The sequence below is a fragment of the Streptomyces hirsutus genome, assembly GCF_001418415.1.
Lineage (GTDB): Bacteria > Actinomycetota > Actinomycetes > Streptomycetales > Streptomycetaceae > Streptomyces > Streptomyces hirsutus.
This window is the reverse complement of sequence record NZ_LIQT01000158.1, coordinates 19227-34012: the sequence shown is the minus strand read 5'-3', so window position 1 is coordinate 34012 and position 14786 is coordinate 19227. Positions and strand designations below refer to the sequence as shown.

The 14786-nt window shown below is 62.2% G+C and carries 16 protein-coding genes and 1 pseudogene; 4 read left to right on the top strand and 13 right to left on the bottom strand.

Features of this window, described 5'->3' with window-relative positions:
- The 3 genes from AOK11_RS12805 to AOK11_RS12795 form a co-directional block, all read right to left on the bottom strand.
- On the bottom strand, positions 1 to 1337 hold a 1337-nt coding region (locus AOK11_RS12805), incomplete at its 3' end, for an FtsK/SpoIIIE domain-containing protein (protein ID WP_055593811.1).
- Positions 1338 to 1340: 3 nt separating this feature from the next.
- Positions 1341 to 1697, bottom strand: a complete 357-nt coding sequence (locus AOK11_RS12800) for an SCO3933 family regulatory protein (RefSeq protein ID WP_055593810.1) — start codon at positions 1695 to 1697, stop codon at positions 1341 to 1343.
- Positions 1698 to 1836: 139 nt separating this feature from the next.
- On the bottom strand, positions 1837 to 2616 hold the full coding sequence (locus AOK11_RS12795) for a GntR family transcriptional regulator (RefSeq protein WP_055593809.1): 780 nt from the start codon (positions 2614 to 2616) through the stop codon (positions 1837 to 1839).
- A gap of 18 nt (positions 2617 to 2634) precedes the next feature.
- On the opposite strand from AOK11_RS12795, the gene AOK11_RS12790 reads away from it, so the two are divergent.
- The 3 genes from AOK11_RS12790 to AOK11_RS12780 all read left to right on the top strand — a co-directional run bounded on the left by AOK11_RS12790 (position 2635) and on the right by AOK11_RS12780 (position 5495).
- Complete coding sequence (locus AOK11_RS12790) at positions 2635 to 3102, top strand: NUDIX hydrolase (protein WP_055593808.1); 468 nt, start codon at positions 2635 to 2637, stop codon at positions 3100 to 3102.
- Complete coding sequence (locus tag AOK11_RS12785) at positions 3099 to 3476, top strand: hypothetical protein (RefSeq protein WP_055593807.1); 378 nt, start codon at positions 3099 to 3101, stop codon at positions 3474 to 3476. The genes AOK11_RS12790 and AOK11_RS12785 overlap by 4 nt, the downstream gene beginning before the upstream one ends.
- 441 nt (positions 3477 to 3917) lie before the next feature.
- Positions 3918 to 5495 carry a hypothetical protein gene (locus AOK11_RS12780; RefSeq protein WP_157869347.1) on the top strand — a complete coding sequence of 526 codons (1578 nt, stop codon included), beginning with the start codon at positions 3918 to 3920 and terminating at the stop codon, positions 5493 to 5495.
- 247 nt (positions 5496 to 5742) lie between these two features.
- On the opposite strand, the gene AOK11_RS43945 is transcribed toward AOK11_RS12780, so the two are convergent.
- From AOK11_RS43945 to AOK11_RS44815, 9 genes are all read right to left on the bottom strand, one after another.
- A complete protein-coding gene (locus AOK11_RS43945; RefSeq protein WP_206188827.1) occupies positions 5743 to 6327 on the bottom strand; it encodes a ComF family protein in 585 nt (194 codons plus the stop codon).
- Between the two features lie 121 nt (positions 6328 to 6448).
- A complete protein-coding gene (locus tag AOK11_RS39745; protein ID WP_079034805.1) occupies positions 6449 to 7363 on the bottom strand; it encodes a DNA-processing protein DprA in 915 nt (304 codons plus the stop codon).
- 2 nt (positions 7364 to 7365) lie between these two features.
- Positions 7366 to 8781 carry an SIR2 family protein gene (locus AOK11_RS38640; RefSeq protein ID WP_079034804.1) on the bottom strand — a complete coding sequence of 472 codons (1416 nt, stop codon included), beginning with the start codon at positions 8779 to 8781 and terminating at the stop codon, positions 7366 to 7368.
- Positions 8782 to 8928: 147 nt separating this feature from the next.
- Positions 8929 to 9975: a macro domain-containing protein gene (locus AOK11_RS12775; RefSeq protein WP_157869346.1), complete on the bottom strand. Its 1047-nt coding sequence runs from the start codon at positions 9973 to 9975 to the stop codon at positions 8929 to 8931.
- A gap of 814 nt (positions 9976 to 10789) precedes the next feature.
- Positions 10790 to 11140, bottom strand: a complete 351-nt coding sequence (locus AOK11_RS12770) for a hypothetical protein (protein ID WP_055593804.1) — start codon at positions 11138 to 11140, stop codon at positions 10790 to 10792.
- Positions 11137 to 11871, bottom strand: a complete 735-nt coding sequence (locus AOK11_RS12765; RefSeq protein WP_055593803.1) for a GntR family transcriptional regulator — start codon at positions 11869 to 11871, stop codon at positions 11137 to 11139. The genes AOK11_RS12770 and AOK11_RS12765 overlap by 4 nt, the downstream gene beginning before the upstream one ends.
- On the bottom strand, positions 11840 to 12109 hold the full coding sequence (locus AOK11_RS12760; RefSeq protein ID WP_055593802.1) for a hypothetical protein: 270 nt from the start codon (positions 12107 to 12109) through the stop codon (positions 11840 to 11842). Before AOK11_RS12760 ends, AOK11_RS12765 begins: the two co-directional genes overlap by 32 nt.
- Positions 12110 to 12308: 199 nt before the next feature.
- The gene (locus tag AOK11_RS46185) at positions 12309 to 12437 is read right to left on the bottom strand and encodes a hypothetical protein (RefSeq protein WP_276204818.1); all 129 of its coding nucleotides are present in this window, start codon (positions 12435 to 12437) and stop codon (positions 12309 to 12311) included.
- Positions 12438 to 12617: 180 nt separating this feature from the next.
- Positions 12618 to 12896 (bottom strand): hypothetical protein, encoded by a 279-nt coding sequence (locus tag AOK11_RS44815; protein WP_055593801.1) that lies wholly within the window; start codon positions 12894 to 12896, stop codon positions 12618 to 12620.
- 78 nt (positions 12897 to 12974) lie between these two features.
- Between AOK11_RS44815 and AOK11_RS12750 the strand changes: the two genes are divergently transcribed.
- Positions 12975 to 13730 (top strand): GntR family transcriptional regulator, encoded by a 756-nt coding sequence (locus AOK11_RS12750; RefSeq protein ID WP_055593800.1) that lies wholly within the window; start codon positions 12975 to 12977, stop codon positions 13728 to 13730.
- Positions 13731 to 14220: 490 nt separating this feature from the next.
- Here AOK11_RS12750 and AOK11_RS46740 read toward each other — a convergent pair.
- Positions 14221 to 14459, bottom strand: a pseudogene (locus tag AOK11_RS46740) (YxiG-like protein); the annotation flags it as partial.
- Positions 14460 to 14786: the final 327 nt, after the last annotated feature.

Genomic DNA, 14786 nt, shown 5'->3' with positions numbered 1-14786 from the left:
GTCTTGGACAGCGGCACACGGGCCGACGGCAGCGGGGCGACCGCGGGCTGGAAGGGCGCGAGGGCGGGCACGTCGGGGGTGCGGTCGGCATGCTTGTTGCAGGTGTTCACGGCCTGGCGCAGCGAGGTGTGCGGCGCGCGGATGCGGTGCCAACCGCCGGTGGAGTCCCCGGCGATGGCGATGCCGCGCGTCTCGGCGGGGATCTGGATGGCGGCCAGGACGGCATCCGGGGCGATGTCGCCGAAGGCCATGTTCGCGCTGGTCTCGTCGTTGACGCGGTGGGCGGTACGGCCGGTGAGCTGGGCGCGGAGCATGGTGATGCCCTTGCCGAGTTCGGAGCCGAAGCGCTGCCCGCAGATCTCCAGGTAGACGCCGGCCGCGCGGCCGAGCTGGGCCAGGCGGACCAGGGCAGTGATGATCCGGTCCCGGCGCTTCTCCTCCTCCTTACTGGCGAACAGCGCGAGTTCGGCAACCTCGTCGACCAGGACCACGACCGGCACCGGCCGCAGGTCCTCGGGCAGGTCCCAGATGTCGGCGGCGATCTCGGCATCCGGCACGTCAGCAGTGATCCGCTGCTCGGCCCGGATGAGCCGATACACCTCCCCCATGTGCGACACCAACGCCTCCAGCAGCTCCAGCGCGGTATCCGGATTGTCGGCCAGCGCGGAGAACCGGCGGGCCAGCGGGAACAGCTCCACCCCTTGCTTACAGTCGATGCCGACCAGCGCGACGTGTTGCGGGGCGAGGCCGGCGACGAGGTTGCGCTGATAGACGGACTTGCCGGACTCCGTGGCTCCGAGGGTCAGGCCATGCGGTACGGCCCGGTAGTCGCGGTAGTGGACCGAACCGTCCTCCCGCAGGGCCACCGGGACCCGCATCGGGCGGGCGTCGGTCTCTGGGGGCATCTGCACCCGCTTGAGCACGTCGTATCCGGTCATCCGGATCTCGACGACACCCGAGCGCAGCTCACGGGAGGTGACGCCGTACATCCCGAAGGAGTGGCGCAGCCGGTCCGTGGCGGCGGCGACGTCGAAGGCGTCCTGACCGGGGCGGAGCTTGAGCCGGAGGACTAGGCCGGTGCGGGTGGGCCGCAGGCGCAGGATGCGCGGTGAACGGGACTCCGGCGCCGGACGGTTGGCCATCCGGGCGAGCGCCAGACGCCAGCGCGAGGGCGGGACCGTCAGGCCGCAGGCGTCCATGACCGAGGCGTAGCGGACCAGGACCCGCGCGGCGGCGAGGGTGACCCCGAAGGTCAGCCAGTACCAGGCGGGGCGCCGCCACCGCAGGAGACCCGCAGCGGCGACGACCACCAGCAGTAAGACCGTCGGCCATGTCATGGCTCAGGCCGCCTTGGGTGCCGAGCCCGCAGCGGCCAGCGAGGTGACGGCGACCGCGCGGAAGGCGATCCCGTGCCGCTTCTGGCCGTTGAACTCGTTCTCCCACGGCCGGGCGATCAGCCCGGTGAGTGCGACCGGGGTGCCCATGGTCAGCTCACCGGAGATGCCGGTCTCGGGGACGGTGATGGAGAGGATCTCCACCTCGTCGTTGGCCGCGAACATCACGTCGACCGTCATCAGCTTGACGCCGGTCTCGATGTCGGTGGCGATCTCACCGGTACGACGGTCCTTCACCTTCGGCTGCGGGGTCTTGGCGACCATCACGATGGCGGCGGAGGTGTCGACGGGAATCTGACGCACAGCAGATCACTCCTATAGAGAGGTTGGACTCCGCCACTCATGCACATGAGTGACATGAAGAAGAGTGCCCGACTCCTATACATGAGTCAACCCGCCGCGAGACAGAACTCACGACGGGTTACAGGAAGTTGAGCGCGCGTCAGTCGGCGGCAGGGATCCGATACTCGAAAACGAACTGGTCAGCAGCCATGAGCGTGTCACAGACCTCGACCACGAGACCCTCAGTCGTACGAGCCTCCCGGATCAGGTGAACCACCGGCGCCCCCGGGCTGAGGACCAGCTCCGAGGCCTCCACCTTGGTGGCCGGACGCGCTTGCAGCGTCTCGACGAACTCGGCGAACTCATGCCCATGGTCTTCGAGTCGGGCGTAGATGCCACCGCCGCCGGGATTCTCGGCGAACAGCTCCGGGATCTCCTTCACCACGCCCCACGGAAGGTAGGAGGTGGCAGTCTCGACCGGCGTGCCGTTGCGGAAGTAGAGACGCCGCCGCGCGAGAACCTGAGTGCCGGCGGGGACGCCCAGTCGCTGGGCGGCATCCTCGGGGGCCTCCATGGGGCCGATGTAGAGGACGCTCACCTTGGCCGTGGCACCGGACTGCGCGGACTCCGCGAGATACGCGGCCTTGCCTCCCTGCCGGAGCGAGCGCCGGAAGCGATCGGAGGAGCGGTGCCGCACCGGCGGCCGGTCCTTCACGATCGAGCCCTTGCCGTGCCGGGTCTCGACAAGCCCGCTCGCCCGCACCTCGACCATGGCCTTACGGATCGTGCCGCCCGAGACGCCGTAGCGCTCCACCAGTTCCGATTCACTCGGCACCATGTCACCGGGCTTGAGCACACCGGCCCTGATCTGCCGCACGATCTCATCGGCGATCTGCACATACCGAGGCCCCGACCTGCCCCCCTCTACCGCAGTTCCCATAGCCCTTCTCTGCCTCCTATGCTCCTGTACATGAGTCAATCACAGGAAGCAACGTCCCCACCCCTGCACTCCGTATCCGTTGCCGGAGTCGTGGTGCGCGAGGACGGGCGCCTCCTGGCGATCCGCCGAGCCGACAACGGCACATGGGAGCTCCCCGGCGGCGTACTCGAACTCAATGAGACCCCAGAGGCCGGCGTCGCCCGCGAGGTCCTGGAGGAGACAGGTATCCACGTCGAGGTGGACGAACTCACCGGCGTCTACAAGAACACGACCCGAGGCATCGTGGCCCTGGTCTTCCGCTGCAAGCCCTCCGGCGGCACCGAGCGCACCTCTGACGAGTCGACAGCCGTCTCCTGGCTCACGCCCGACGAGGTCAGCGAGCGCATGGCCGAGGTCTACGCTGTGCGGCTACTCGACGCGCTGGACGAAGCGGGCCCTCACGTCAGGAGCCACGACGGTCGCCACATCCTCGGTGAGTCGGCATGACCGGGCAGGCCGAACTTCCCAAACCCAGGCCGCTACGTGAGCTGGACACGGTGTACGACTTCCTTGACGACGTGCGCCTACGGCCGAACATGTACGTACGAGGCCGTTCCATCCTGCATCTCCAGTCGATCCTGTATGGATACAGCGTCGCCTGCGAGATCCATGGAGTTCCGGCGGTAACAGACTTCGACCCCCTTGGGCCGTTCAGCAAGTGGCTCTGGCCTCGCTTCGGTATGCAACACTCGAGTCTCGGCTGGGCCATCGAGATCAAGAGGGCAGCCGATGCAGCAGGCGTCCCACCGCTGGACATGTTCTTCGACCTCTTGGACGAGTTCCGCGCTGGACGCGACGACGTCCCCCAGGACGCTGTCTAGTCCCAGAGGGATAAGACTTTCCCTACTTCATCAAGGCCCGCGCACGGCGCGGGCGCGCGCCGCCTTGCCGGCGGGGCCACCGCCCTGTCTTCGCCAGCGGCGGCCCCGCCCGGCGGCGCGCTACGTGCAAGCGGGCAAAGGCGAAACGTCATCCGCGGCCACAAGATGATGCCTCCGGCGGGGCGCTCAGGCTCCGAGATGGACGGGGCGCCGTTCGCGAGTACCGGCCGAGTGTGGCGTGAGCAGGGGAGCTCCCATCCCGTCTGCCATCGACCCAGGCAGAGCCGAGCAGACGCGGCCCAGGGCGTCAAGGTCGTTCGTACAGTGGCGCGCTCCACCTTGACGCCCTGAACCACGCCCGCTCCACGGTGTGTGGGTCGACGGCAGACGGGATGGGAGCTGGGGCGAGTGGTGGGTTGCGGGGGCGCATTTGACCGGCGCATGCCCGCGCTCTACCCGATTGACACGTGCAGTGCCACACTGATCACTCCATGCTACGGGGAGGGTGTCATGCGCTTTAGTGAGGCTTTCGACCTGCCGACTACCTCAGCAGACGACTGGTTCGATACTTTCCTCCCCGCCGACACCGCGCTCTTTATCGACCCATTCTTGATCTGGGACGAGAAGAAAGGGCACTGGGCGGGCGCACACGAGCACCTCATCGACTTCTTCGAGATGATTTTCGAGCTAGTCAAGGAATCGGAAGGTAACGAAAACAGCATATCGTGGAGGCAGGCACAGAAGTTACTGCTCTTCCCCGAACCCTATGAGTTCTGCCTGGGAGTCTCAGAGGGAAGCCCCCACGGCGCCGGCTCCGGCAAGGGCCTTCAAAAAGAAATGCTCGAGGGCGTGAAAGTGGCAACTGGCCTGGGCATAGGCCGGATCGCCCACATGGAGATGCTCACCCTTTTTCAAGGCGGGATGGGCGTCGACCGTCTTAGCGACATGACATGTAACATCCTCAAGAGCTACTTCATCGAGTACACGCAAAAGGTGGCAAGGCGACACGGAATACCGGTACAGCCAGCCAAAGTCGCCAATGCTACCTGGGATCGAGAGTTCTACCGATGGAAAGAGGGGACTTTCGATCTACCGATCAACCCCTATATCGGAAAGCCTGTCATCCTCACGCCTGAGCGATTCCTCCGGCAGATGCCTGTCGCTACACCTAATGGCTTCTGGAGTTACGCATGGTCAACGGCCAGCGAGGAGCTTCGAGGCGACCTCACCTTTGACATTGCCCGCAACGTAAGTCGCCGCGAGAAGGCCAAACTAGCCCGCCAAAACCCCGATGTCGTCGCCCTATACCTGAGGCAACTAGAGGAAGAGGAGAAGAAGCCATACTCGGTCAGCGATGATCCAAATCTGATTGTCAAATGGTACGAGCTTGGATCTAAGCTCACGGAAGGTAAACCTCTCAGCTTTGTCGCCAAGAATCCAGACGAGTTCGAGCGGTTCATCGAAGTAATCATCGATAATTTCCGGCACAGCATCGAAGAGCAAGACGGATGGCAGCTCCTCTGGAACAAAAATCACGGCCGGGAAGAACGGGCAGCGCAGGCCCTCTTTCGAAGCTGCGTGATTCACTACTGCCGCGCCAACGAAATTGACCTGACGGGTGAATCGAACGCAGGAAGAGGTCCAGTTGACTTCAAATTCTCGCAAGGATGGTCGCGGAGAGCGCTAGTCGAGATTAAGCTAGTCCGTAATAGTAAATTTTGGGACGGCGTCCTGGCCCAGCAGCCTCAGTACCAGGTATCCGAAGAAGTCACCCGAGGATTCTTTGTGGCAGTCGGTTACACAGACGCTCACTGCCATCCCGACCTCAAAAAGAAGATCGACGAGGCAGCTCAGCTCGTATCTCGACACACCGGTAAGAGGATCACGGGCATGCTGATCGATGCGAGGCAGAAGACCTCAGCATCGAAGCTTCATAATGACGAGCTGTCTTCCGAACTGAAGCGCGACAAGCCTGAGGGCGACGAAGATCCGTCTAGCAGCGCGCCGGCCAGTGACTAGCTACAGCATGTGGCGACCCTGCCCCATCCCCGCCCAATAGACCAGGGACTTACGCGCAATCGCGGGTACCAAAGGGAACCCTACGCGACGAAGACCCCCGACCAATTTCGTTGGTAAGGGGTCTTCAACGTGCATTTTGGGTGTGGGGATTTGAACCCACGGTGACTCAGGTCACGTGCGCGAAGCACTACTTCACGATCTCACACATAAAGAGGAGAAGGCGTAACCGTTCCGGAGCATTTCACCATTAGATGAATGTGCCGTTGAAGTCGAAGTCGTCAGCCGAGCACCTCTCCCACAGAGAACGGACCTGGGGAGTAAAGTCCGGATTGATGCGTCGCGCGATCGTCAGGATTCCCGGAACCTCGTAACCGGCAGATTTAAGGGCATAGGCAGCACTCTGCGCCGTAGCTCCGGTTGTGTAAACGTCGTCGAGCAAAAGAACTCTACGCCCAACACCTTGAGAGGTGCATTCGAATCCATCTCGGTGTGCGAAGCGGTGACGCAATGGCCCTTTGCCACGTACCAAAACATCAAGTAGAGGCGGGCCAGCATTCGTGCACTCATACACTCCACAAAGAGGATGTGGTACTGCACCTTTGGTCGAAGGGACGACGCAAACACCATCGATCGCTCCCCAAACTTCCTCGATGTTAGGCATTTGCGCATTGAGGAATCTGGCGAGAATCTGAGTCAGCTTGACTCCATATGCCGGATCGTATTCATCCCCACCACTGGGCTTGTAGAACTTGAGCCAATCACGAAGCTCCGAAGGCTTCTCATAGAGGGAAATCGGAACAACCGGCCAGACCTCACCAAGCGCGGCCTTCACGTCTCGACAGTTGTGGCATACGTCGCCACCGGAGCTGGCCCAACTCCGACAGTGCCGACAGACACCAGCTCCCCCCATCGGAGGTGGCACAAGGTACTTCGCGATGTCTTCGCCGTTCGCATCATTCTGCAAACTCGAGCTGTTCCCCATTACTGCCGCCCCTCATGGCCGCGATAACTTCATCGCAACTTTCTACCATGGACACGTTGTCCTGTCTGGCGAAATCTCGAGCCCATTCTTGATCAGCTAGTGCGGGGGCCCAGAGCAACACTGGCCGGCCCTGCCTCAGGGACGCTTCGGCTTCAGAGCGTGTGCCGCTTCTCTTCGCCGCATCCATGATCAGGCTTACCTTCGCCAGCGCACTGATCACAGAGTTTCGGAGAGGGAAGCTACTCGATGTCGGTGGGGAGAATGGCCGGAACTGGGAAACCAAGGCCCCGTTCGCCTCTACTGCTTCTGCTAGCCTCCTGTTACTCGCCGGTTGCACCTGGTCAATTCCGTGCCCGAGCACTGCGACTGTCCGACCTCCCCCCGCGAGAGCTCCTTCGTGCGCCGCGGCATCGACTCCTAGCGCCAGTCCCGATACCACGGTATGCCCAGCCGAGGCGAGCTCCGACGAGATGGCAGATGCTGCAGCTATAACGCTCGGCGAGGTGCGACGACTTCCAACAATCGCGACGGCACTTTCATCTGCAGCCAAAAAAGTTCCGCGAGTAAAGATAAAGGGCGGCCTGTCGTACGCAACCTTCAGGTTTCGTGGATAAGCAGTATCTAGAACCGTTACTATACGAACAGATGGATACGTGACCTCTAGATCAATGAGCCTTCGCTTCCAGAATTTCACCCTATATTCTTCAACGTTGTTCTTGACGTATTCAGCGAGATATCCTAGACGACCTGACGGCATGATCTCAGATTCAGAAAATGCTTCCAGTGAAGGGTATTCATACAGAAGAGAAGAAAGATCACGTGCGTCAGCAGGAACGACTTCTGACGCGGCCATCAGAAATGCGTGTGCAGCGGAGAATTTCATCATGCTCACACCTTACCAGTGGGGTCTGACAAGCTACCCAAAAACATCGCATGCAGAATCATGCGTTTGGCCGCCCTAATAGCAACCCTAGGGTCCAAATCAGCGAGCAGGTCCCAGTCAGATTGCATAAATAGACTGTTCGCTGCACCTACATACGAAGCATCCGTCGAAAGTGCTTCCCAGATGCTCCGCGCCGCTCCCCCAGCAGCCGCAATCGGGATTACGGGCACCTTGTACTTGGCTGCGCATTGCGCTTCGATCTTTGTGCGTTCTCCGCCGCCGAGAATTACCAGTGCCCGACAATTGGAAATAACTTCCTCGCGGAGTCTTTCCACTGGAAACTCTGTGAAAGTAGCCGTCCCCATACGTTGCGGCAACTCGGGTACAGCAGTATCTCGCTGACGGAAAAAGAAACGCATGCGAGCGGGATCGTACCGGCCTTCTGCCTTGAGGGTTCGCCCTAGAGCAAAAGACACGTTCATGCCGGCCGGGCCAGCAAGGGAAACGACCTCAACTGCTGACTCCACCAACTCATAGCCGAGGAGCTCGTCATGCTTGTGCTGTGTTAGTTCATCCGTGACACTTCCAGAAACGAACAGCCACGGATCTCGGGTCCTTTGAGCCAATCGCCTTAGCAACGGGTTAAGCTCAGAGAAGTCTTCAATCTCCACGACCGCTACACCCGACTTCTCAAGGTCAGCCACCTGGTGACCGTAGAGTGCCAACTCGCTTCGGCTCGTAGGACGCTTGAGGACCGTGAAATGTTCGGGCGCTCCAAGGTTCACGCGCGTTCTAGCCAACCGAAGCAACACCTCCACATTCGGATCCGTGAAACTGAAACCTAGAAATAGAATCGAGCGAGTCAAGTACGTAGCAGTAAGAGAGGACCAAATTCGCGGATGCGTGTACTCGTACTGCTCATAATCTTTGCGTGTAATGACTGGCGGAGAAGACCAACGTACAGGAGTTCCCGGCACCAGACTGCCGTGCATTTTAGTAACTCGCATCCCACCAATGGAACGTTCGAGCAAGTCATCGTCTTCGGCAATCACACGGACGTCCGGCATCGATTCCTCGATTAGCCAATCATAGTTGGTGGTCCAAATCTCGGAGACAGGGATTTTCGCGATCTCAGCGTGTCCCTGTGTCGGCGACGCGCCCGAAGAGGCTAGTTCATGCAGGATGTGCTGTTCCAGCGCCTCCCGTCCTCCAGGTACCGACTGCACGAAGTATTGGGCAACCAGAGGCAAGTCTGTAAGTGAGGCAGGAATCTTTGCCGTAGCTCTAGGTGCTTTTAGAAGGCCATTCCAGTCAACATGCCCGGCAGCCCGCGAGAGACCGGCACCAACGAACAGGGCAGCATTACCGGCAAGCGCAGCTGCACCAAAATTCTGCAAGAGGAGATGCTCACTGATCGGCATGCCTTGAGAGTAGCGGCCGAGGCAGCGTTAACGGCATGCAGGTAGGTCATCGGCTGACAGGCATGTGTCCTTGCACGCCGTCCAAGGCGCGAGGCATCTGCACCTTCGTCGCGCCATCAGCAGCTCATCGGACAGGAGGACACTTGTCTAGTCCCGCCGTCGGACCAACCTGGCATCCTCTTCCAGCGCATCCTCGCAGGCGGCCACATGCGCGCCCGTGTGAGCCAGCAGGTAGATCGTATGGAGGTCCGAACCACGATGGCTCAGTAGGTAGTCCGCGCAAGCAGTAACCATGACTTGGGCAGTATGAGGAAAGTCGCTGTTTCCACCTCCCGTCCCGAGCAGCGGAAATAGCACGGATCGTAGCTTTTCTCCCTCGCGGTTCAATCGATCGATTTCAGAGAGAACAGCTCTAACGCAGTTTTCGATATTTTGGACAGGCCTGTATCCTTTCCCTGGTTCGCCTTCGACGGCAGCTACATGAAGGACCCTTCTTACTCTATGCGAATCGGCGATGTTACCAGCGGTGGTTACTAGTACTTGCCCAGCTGCCACGTGTGCTTGATTTGACATCAGGCTATCAAGCTCATCCGCGATTATGTCTACGACTACCTCCCCATACTGATCTTTCTGTGCTCCCAGAAAACGCACTGTCGCAGAGATCGTCGGTTCAGTCACTCGGGACATTTGCATGCGGGTGTTCTCCGAGTTAACCCATACATCAACTCCGGTCACGCCAATCAAATCTCCGGTAATGAAGCCGATCTCGTGCCGTCTTGCCTTATGCAGTTGATACAGCACTCGCTCGTGCCTAAGAGGCACTTCCCGAGTTATTCCATCATTTTTAGCTGCGACCTTTCTGCTTAACGACTCATTCTTTTTCTCAAGCTCTATGACGTTCTTCGCAAGCGCGTCAAGGTTTCGAGTCTTGGACAGCCAAGCGAAGGCGCTGATCAAAAAGAATCCTGCGAATCCTGCTGCCCCGCCTAGGCTGAAGCCAATTGCGCGACCTTCCGATACCGAGTCCGGAAAGGAAACAAAGAGGAGCAACGCCCCTCCCAGCGCATACAGGAGCACAACCGGAAGTTGCAACGCGTATTGTGCTCCGATCCGCGCAGGTTGCAACGACCATATCTGGAGGAGAATGCCCGATACCAGCATCAACATTGCACCAGCCAGCAGAACTAAGGTCACAGCATTTCTCCCTGAAATCTCTTGGTGGCAAAGATCAGGCGACAGACGAGCTGTCACCGAATGCCTGTTTTCTAGTCGCGCAACCTACCGCTACTGCAATACCCCTTAGCGCGTTCTCACATGACTACGGCCACATCGTTGCTCCGTGGTCTTCGCCAGCCCTGCCGCGCAGTGCGTCAGCCAGTTACTGCCGTCATTGGGCTCGCCTGCTTACCTCCATCGCTCTGTCGCCCTGCCGTCCCCCGTAACGTCGTCCACGCTGGCCGCGTTGTCAGCGCCGACTGGTAGATCTCGGACTATGACTCTTCCAGTCACTCCCGAACCGCACGTGGCTTTCTCGGAGTTGGAAACAGCAGACCTCATCATCGACGCGCCGTACGCGAGCGGAACAAACGGCAATACGGGAGATGATCCAATCTCCAATCCCATGAAGGGGGTTGTGCTCTTCCGCGGGCTGTTGGCCCCCGGCAGCCCCACCCTCACGTCAGACGATGAGCTAGCTCGACGCACTGCGCCAGGGTGGCCGCACCACCGTAGCTGCCGTACGTCAGTGGCTGGAGCAAAGCTTCCCCAAGCCGTAGCCACATGAACCAGGCGCGGACTACTTGTGGACCGGAGGAGCTTTAGGGCCAGTTCTCAGGCCTGTGAACTGCTGAGATACGTGAGACGGAAAGGGCCTCCGGAGTCGTGTGCCTGAACGGCGTGGCCGTCAGCCTGACATCCCCAGACAGCAACGACGCTACACAGGCGCCAGAGCCTGATAACGGGGAGGGGAACCCAAGCACCAGTCGGGTTCCCCTCCCATGGGTACGCGCTACGGATACCGAAGCTCACGGCCGCAGCCGTGCTCTGGGTCCCTTCCTTCAGGAGCGGTGAGCTCGGTGACCAGCAGGCGGTGGCCTCGGCTCGTTGCTACGCGAAGCGTCTCCCTCAGGGCTCCAGTCAGGTCCTTCACCAGTAGCCGCAGGTCGTCCGGCTCTGTCTCGGCGTCGGCAACCATGTCCAGCGCCTGGTCCAGAAGTTCGGTCGCCATGCCGAGTTGCACCGCTTCAATGTTGTCGGCCAGGCGGGACATGTGGCCACTGCTGTCATCGGTGCTGAGGAAGCAGGGCTTGCCGTCGGGCCCCGACCATGGGAGGAGCCGCAGCTCGTTCGACGCCGTCATCCTTCTGCCCCCCTCTCGTCGTTCAGGTAGTGGGTGGTGAAGACCGCGTCGGCGCGGTCCCCCGGGAGCACGAGGAGCGCGGCCTCAACCACGCGCCCAGTGGTATCGGCGGTCTGGCGTGTAATCGCGAGGACCGCCAAGGCAGAGCTGATACGCAGGGCGGATGCTTCCTCCGGTGTCGGGAGTCGCACGCTGACCCTCTCCCGAACTTCAGCCAGCGGCGGGCGTAGCTCCGTCAGTCTCGTCATCACGTCCTCATACGATGGCGACTCGCGGAGCATGGCGGCCGGCGCCAGGTCGCTGGGGACATAGATGCGGGTCAAGCTGTGCGGCTTCTCGTCCTCATGGCTGACGCAGAGGAACTCGGTCAGAGGACTACTGGTCGACACCATCAGCAGTGCCACCAGATGTCCACGGGCCCGAAGCCGGGTGGTGTGGACACTGACGCTCAGAGCTGCTGCGTCGGCAACGGCCCGCCCTCCGGGTGTCCGACCCCCTCCGACGTACGTGATTCTGTGAAGGGGGCGACGTACGAAGTTCCCCTTGCCGTGGACTTTCTCGACGAGGCCTTCCGCCTGGAGCACGGCGAGAGCGTTCCGCAGCGTCGGGGTGCTGACCCTGTATTGCGAGGCGAGGTGGGCCTCAGAGGGAAGGCGTTCGCCGGCACCGATCCGGCCGGTGGCGATCCGGTCCCGGAGGTCATCGGCGATAGCGTCGCGGCGAGAGGGCATGGACCGGATCACCGCCCCGCACTCTCAGGATGCGCACGGCAAGGAGCCGAGTCCCCGGGTGCATGGTCAGCCGCTCCCCCGACTCGAACACAATCTGTCTGGCTCCACCGGGCAGTTGGAAGAGGTCGATCACCCGGCACTGCTGACCGCCGACCTCGATGACGTCGCCGCGCTGCACGCTGGCCGAGGTGATCTCGACGGTGGAGGCCAGCGCGCCGCTGGGTGCCCGGCCTCTCACCGCGCCACCTCCGCCGCCGTGTCTCGAACAACAACCGTGTGGCAGGGGCAATCGCAGACCTCGTAGATCACCGGTACGTCAACCGGTGCTGTTGCCGGGGACGACTCCGCACATGCGCGGTGTGTACCGATACGGCAGGAGCTCGACCGGTAGGAGTCCGCTTTCACATCCACAGGGTGGGGCTGCTGACGAGGAGGCATCAGCGGTCACCCGCCGAGGCGAACCAGGGACCGACGAAGGGCGGGCAGGGCACAGCCGTCGAGCGGTGTCGCGCGCGTTCCTCACTGGCCAGCACGTACGGGCGGACGAGCGCGGTCTCCTCGCCCATCAGAACGTCCGTATGTTCGCTTCGCTGTCGCGGGAAAAGCGATACCCCGTAGGCCACCCCGGGAGGAACGGCCAATGGCCGCAGAGGCGTTGCGGGGCGGCGGTGCCGGCCCTTGTGGCGGTACCGCTCACCGATGCGCGTGACGGTACGACGGATACGATTGAGCACGCTGCTCAGCTCCTATCGCTGATGGCCCGGTCCCCCGACATCGCCCGTCGTGGGGACCGCTTTGTGTACGACCGCCCAGAGGGTGCGGCCGTTCATGCTGGTGGCGAGAAGCCCGAACCGATCGGCCTCGGCCACCACTTCCAGGACCTCCCTCCATGTCTCGGCGGGGAGCGATTCCGGCACCTCCGCTTCGATGGACGTGGATCCGTCGTGTTCCTCCACACGCGTGGCGAGCCCGACGGCCGATAACCGAGCCGCGATGACCTCCGCGCTTACTTCCGAAGCAGGCACAGGGCAGCCTCCGTCACCGGCGATCACTTTGAGTGAAGCTAGTTAACTAGATTAGAGCTAGTGGACTAGATTTTCCATATGCCTGAGCAGCCGCCCTATCTCCGCATCGCCGACGAACTACGGCGGCGGATCGCGGAGCACGAGTGGACAGCGGGGGACCGGCTTCCCTCCCGCGCCCAGATCGCCCAGGAGTGCGAGGTGGGCGAGAACGTGGTCCGCCGAGCACAGGAACTGCTGATCTCCCAAGGTGTGCTGGAAGGTCGCGCCGGTTCCGGTACCTATGTCGCCGAGCCCCGGCAGCGCGTCCGGGTGGTGCGTTCGTCGGCGCGCGAGCAGCCCCAGGGTTCCCCGTTTCGCGCGGACATGAAGGCCGTGGGCAGGCAGGGAGACTGGGAGAGCCGGACCGACGCCAAGGTCCCGGCGCCGACGGAGATCGCGGCGCGTCTCGGTATCGCCGAGGGTGACCTATGCGTCCGGACCGCCTACGAGTTCCTTGCCGACGGCAGACCGGTGCAGCTGTCGACGAGTTGGGAGCCGTACGACCTCACCGCCGGCACGCTCGTCGTTCTGCCCGAGGGAGGGCCGCACGCCGGGGCTGGCGTCGTGAACCGCATGGCCGCGATCGGCATCACCGTCAGCCATGTCGTGGAGCAGCCGGAGCCACGGCACGCGACCACCGAGGAGGCCTCGCTCCTCGGGATCCAGAAGGCCGCGCTCGTCACGCACATCCGGCGGACCTACTACAGCGACCAGGGGCAGCCCGTGGAGACCGCGGACATCGTGGTGCCAACGGCTCACTGCGAGATCGTCTATGAGATCCCGATCAACCGATAGCCCCGTTTAGGGTTCGCCATATGGCCGACGACGCTCCGTCTTGTCCTGAGTGCAGCCAGCCCCTGAAGTCGGGCGGTCTCGTGCTTTCCGGGCGAGACGACGACGGCCGGCGAACCTGCCGGGTGCTGTGGAGGTGCGCCGATCGGCACACCTGGTGGAGGTGGGCGGACCGGCCGGAGGAACCGTTGGAGGTCTGCCCAGTCCCGGAGCTGTTTCGGTGACATCCAACGTTGACATCAACGAGGCCGGACGGCGGCACACAGCAGCACCCCTGAGCGACCGTCGGACCAGCCGATGACGGCGCCAGAGGCGGGCGGGGATCGAACTCCTAAAGCGGGTGTCGCAGGTTCGAATCCTGCCGGGGGCACAGAGAAAAGGGCCAGCTCAGGAGGGCTTTCCTCCCAGGCTGGCCCTTCGTCGTATCCGGGGTCGTGCCACACGCGTGCCACTACGTCCACTCGGCAGCTCGTCGGAGCGGAAGGGATGCCCGCTACTCCGTGGCAAAGGGCGCGTATCCGTCCGGCACCTCACTGACCTGCAAGTCCGAGAAGAGCAGGGTGAGACGGTGCGCGTTGGTCTCGATGCGAACCTCATGGAAGTCGATCCCAACGGCTTGCGCCCAACGGCGGGTCGCTTCCGACTGAGGAGGACCTTCGCACCTGGGGACAAGGAGTGCCACTTCACACCCCAGACGTATCCGTCGAGGTCGACGCGGGCCGCGCCCTGGCTACGTCTATCGACTCGGACATCCTTCGCCGCAGGCCATGGCGCACGCCAGCCACGCTGAGTAGAGTGCCCTTCACCGACTTCAGGGGGCCGACGCTATGCCGAGACCGGTGGCGTCAAGGGCAAGGGGGCGACTGTGAGCCAGTGGTTCGTTGCTTACAACCTGCACGGCGGAGACCCAGTTGATCCGTCAAGCGTGGATGGTAAGAACAAGTACGACCGGGTACTTGATGCCCAGGAACGCACCCCTCGCAAGATGCGAAAGCGAGCACGAGCAGCTCGTGGCAAAAGTGGCGCTGATGCGGACCGTCGGCGTCAGGAGGAGCTCCG

What these genes read in the sequence shown, in the direction of transcription:
- AOK11_RS39745 (WP_079034805.1), bottom strand. Translation starts at nt 7,363, where the DNA reads ATGATGAAATTCTCCGCTGCACACGCATTTCTGATGGCCGCGTCAGAA.
- AOK11_RS38640 (WP_079034804.1), bottom strand. Translation starts at nt 8,781, where the DNA reads ATGCCGATCAGTGAGCATCTCCTCTTGCAGAATTTTGGTGCAGCTGCG.
- AOK11_RS12770 (WP_055593804.1), bottom strand. Translation starts at nt 11,140, where the DNA reads ATGACGGCGTCGAACGAGCTGCGGCTCCTCCCATGGTCGGGGCCCGAC.
- AOK11_RS12780 (WP_157869347.1), top strand. Translation starts at nt 3,918, where the DNA reads ATGCCCGCGCTCTACCCGATTGACACGTGCAGTGCCACACTGATCACT.
- AOK11_RS12785 (WP_055593807.1), top strand. Translation starts at nt 3,099, where the DNA reads ATGACCGGGCAGGCCGAACTTCCCAAACCCAGGCCGCTACGTGAGCTG.
- AOK11_RS12750 (WP_055593800.1), top strand. Translation starts at nt 12,975, where the DNA reads ATGCCTGAGCAGCCGCCCTATCTCCGCATCGCCGACGAACTACGGCGG.
- AOK11_RS12765 (WP_055593803.1), bottom strand. Translation starts at nt 11,871, where the DNA reads ATGCCCTCTCGCCGCGACGCTATCGCCGATGACCTCCGGGACCGGATC.
- AOK11_RS46185 (WP_276204818.1), bottom strand. Translation starts at nt 12,437, where the DNA reads ATGGGCGAGGAGACCGCGCTCGTCCGCCCGTACGTGCTGGCCAGTGAG.
- AOK11_RS12790 (WP_055593808.1), top strand. Translation starts at nt 2,635, where the DNA reads ATGCTCCTGTACATGAGTCAATCACAGGAAGCAACGTCCCCACCCCTG.
- AOK11_RS12795 (WP_055593809.1), bottom strand. Translation starts at nt 2,616, where the DNA reads ATGGGAACTGCGGTAGAGGGGGGCAGGTCGGGGCCTCGGTATGTGCAG.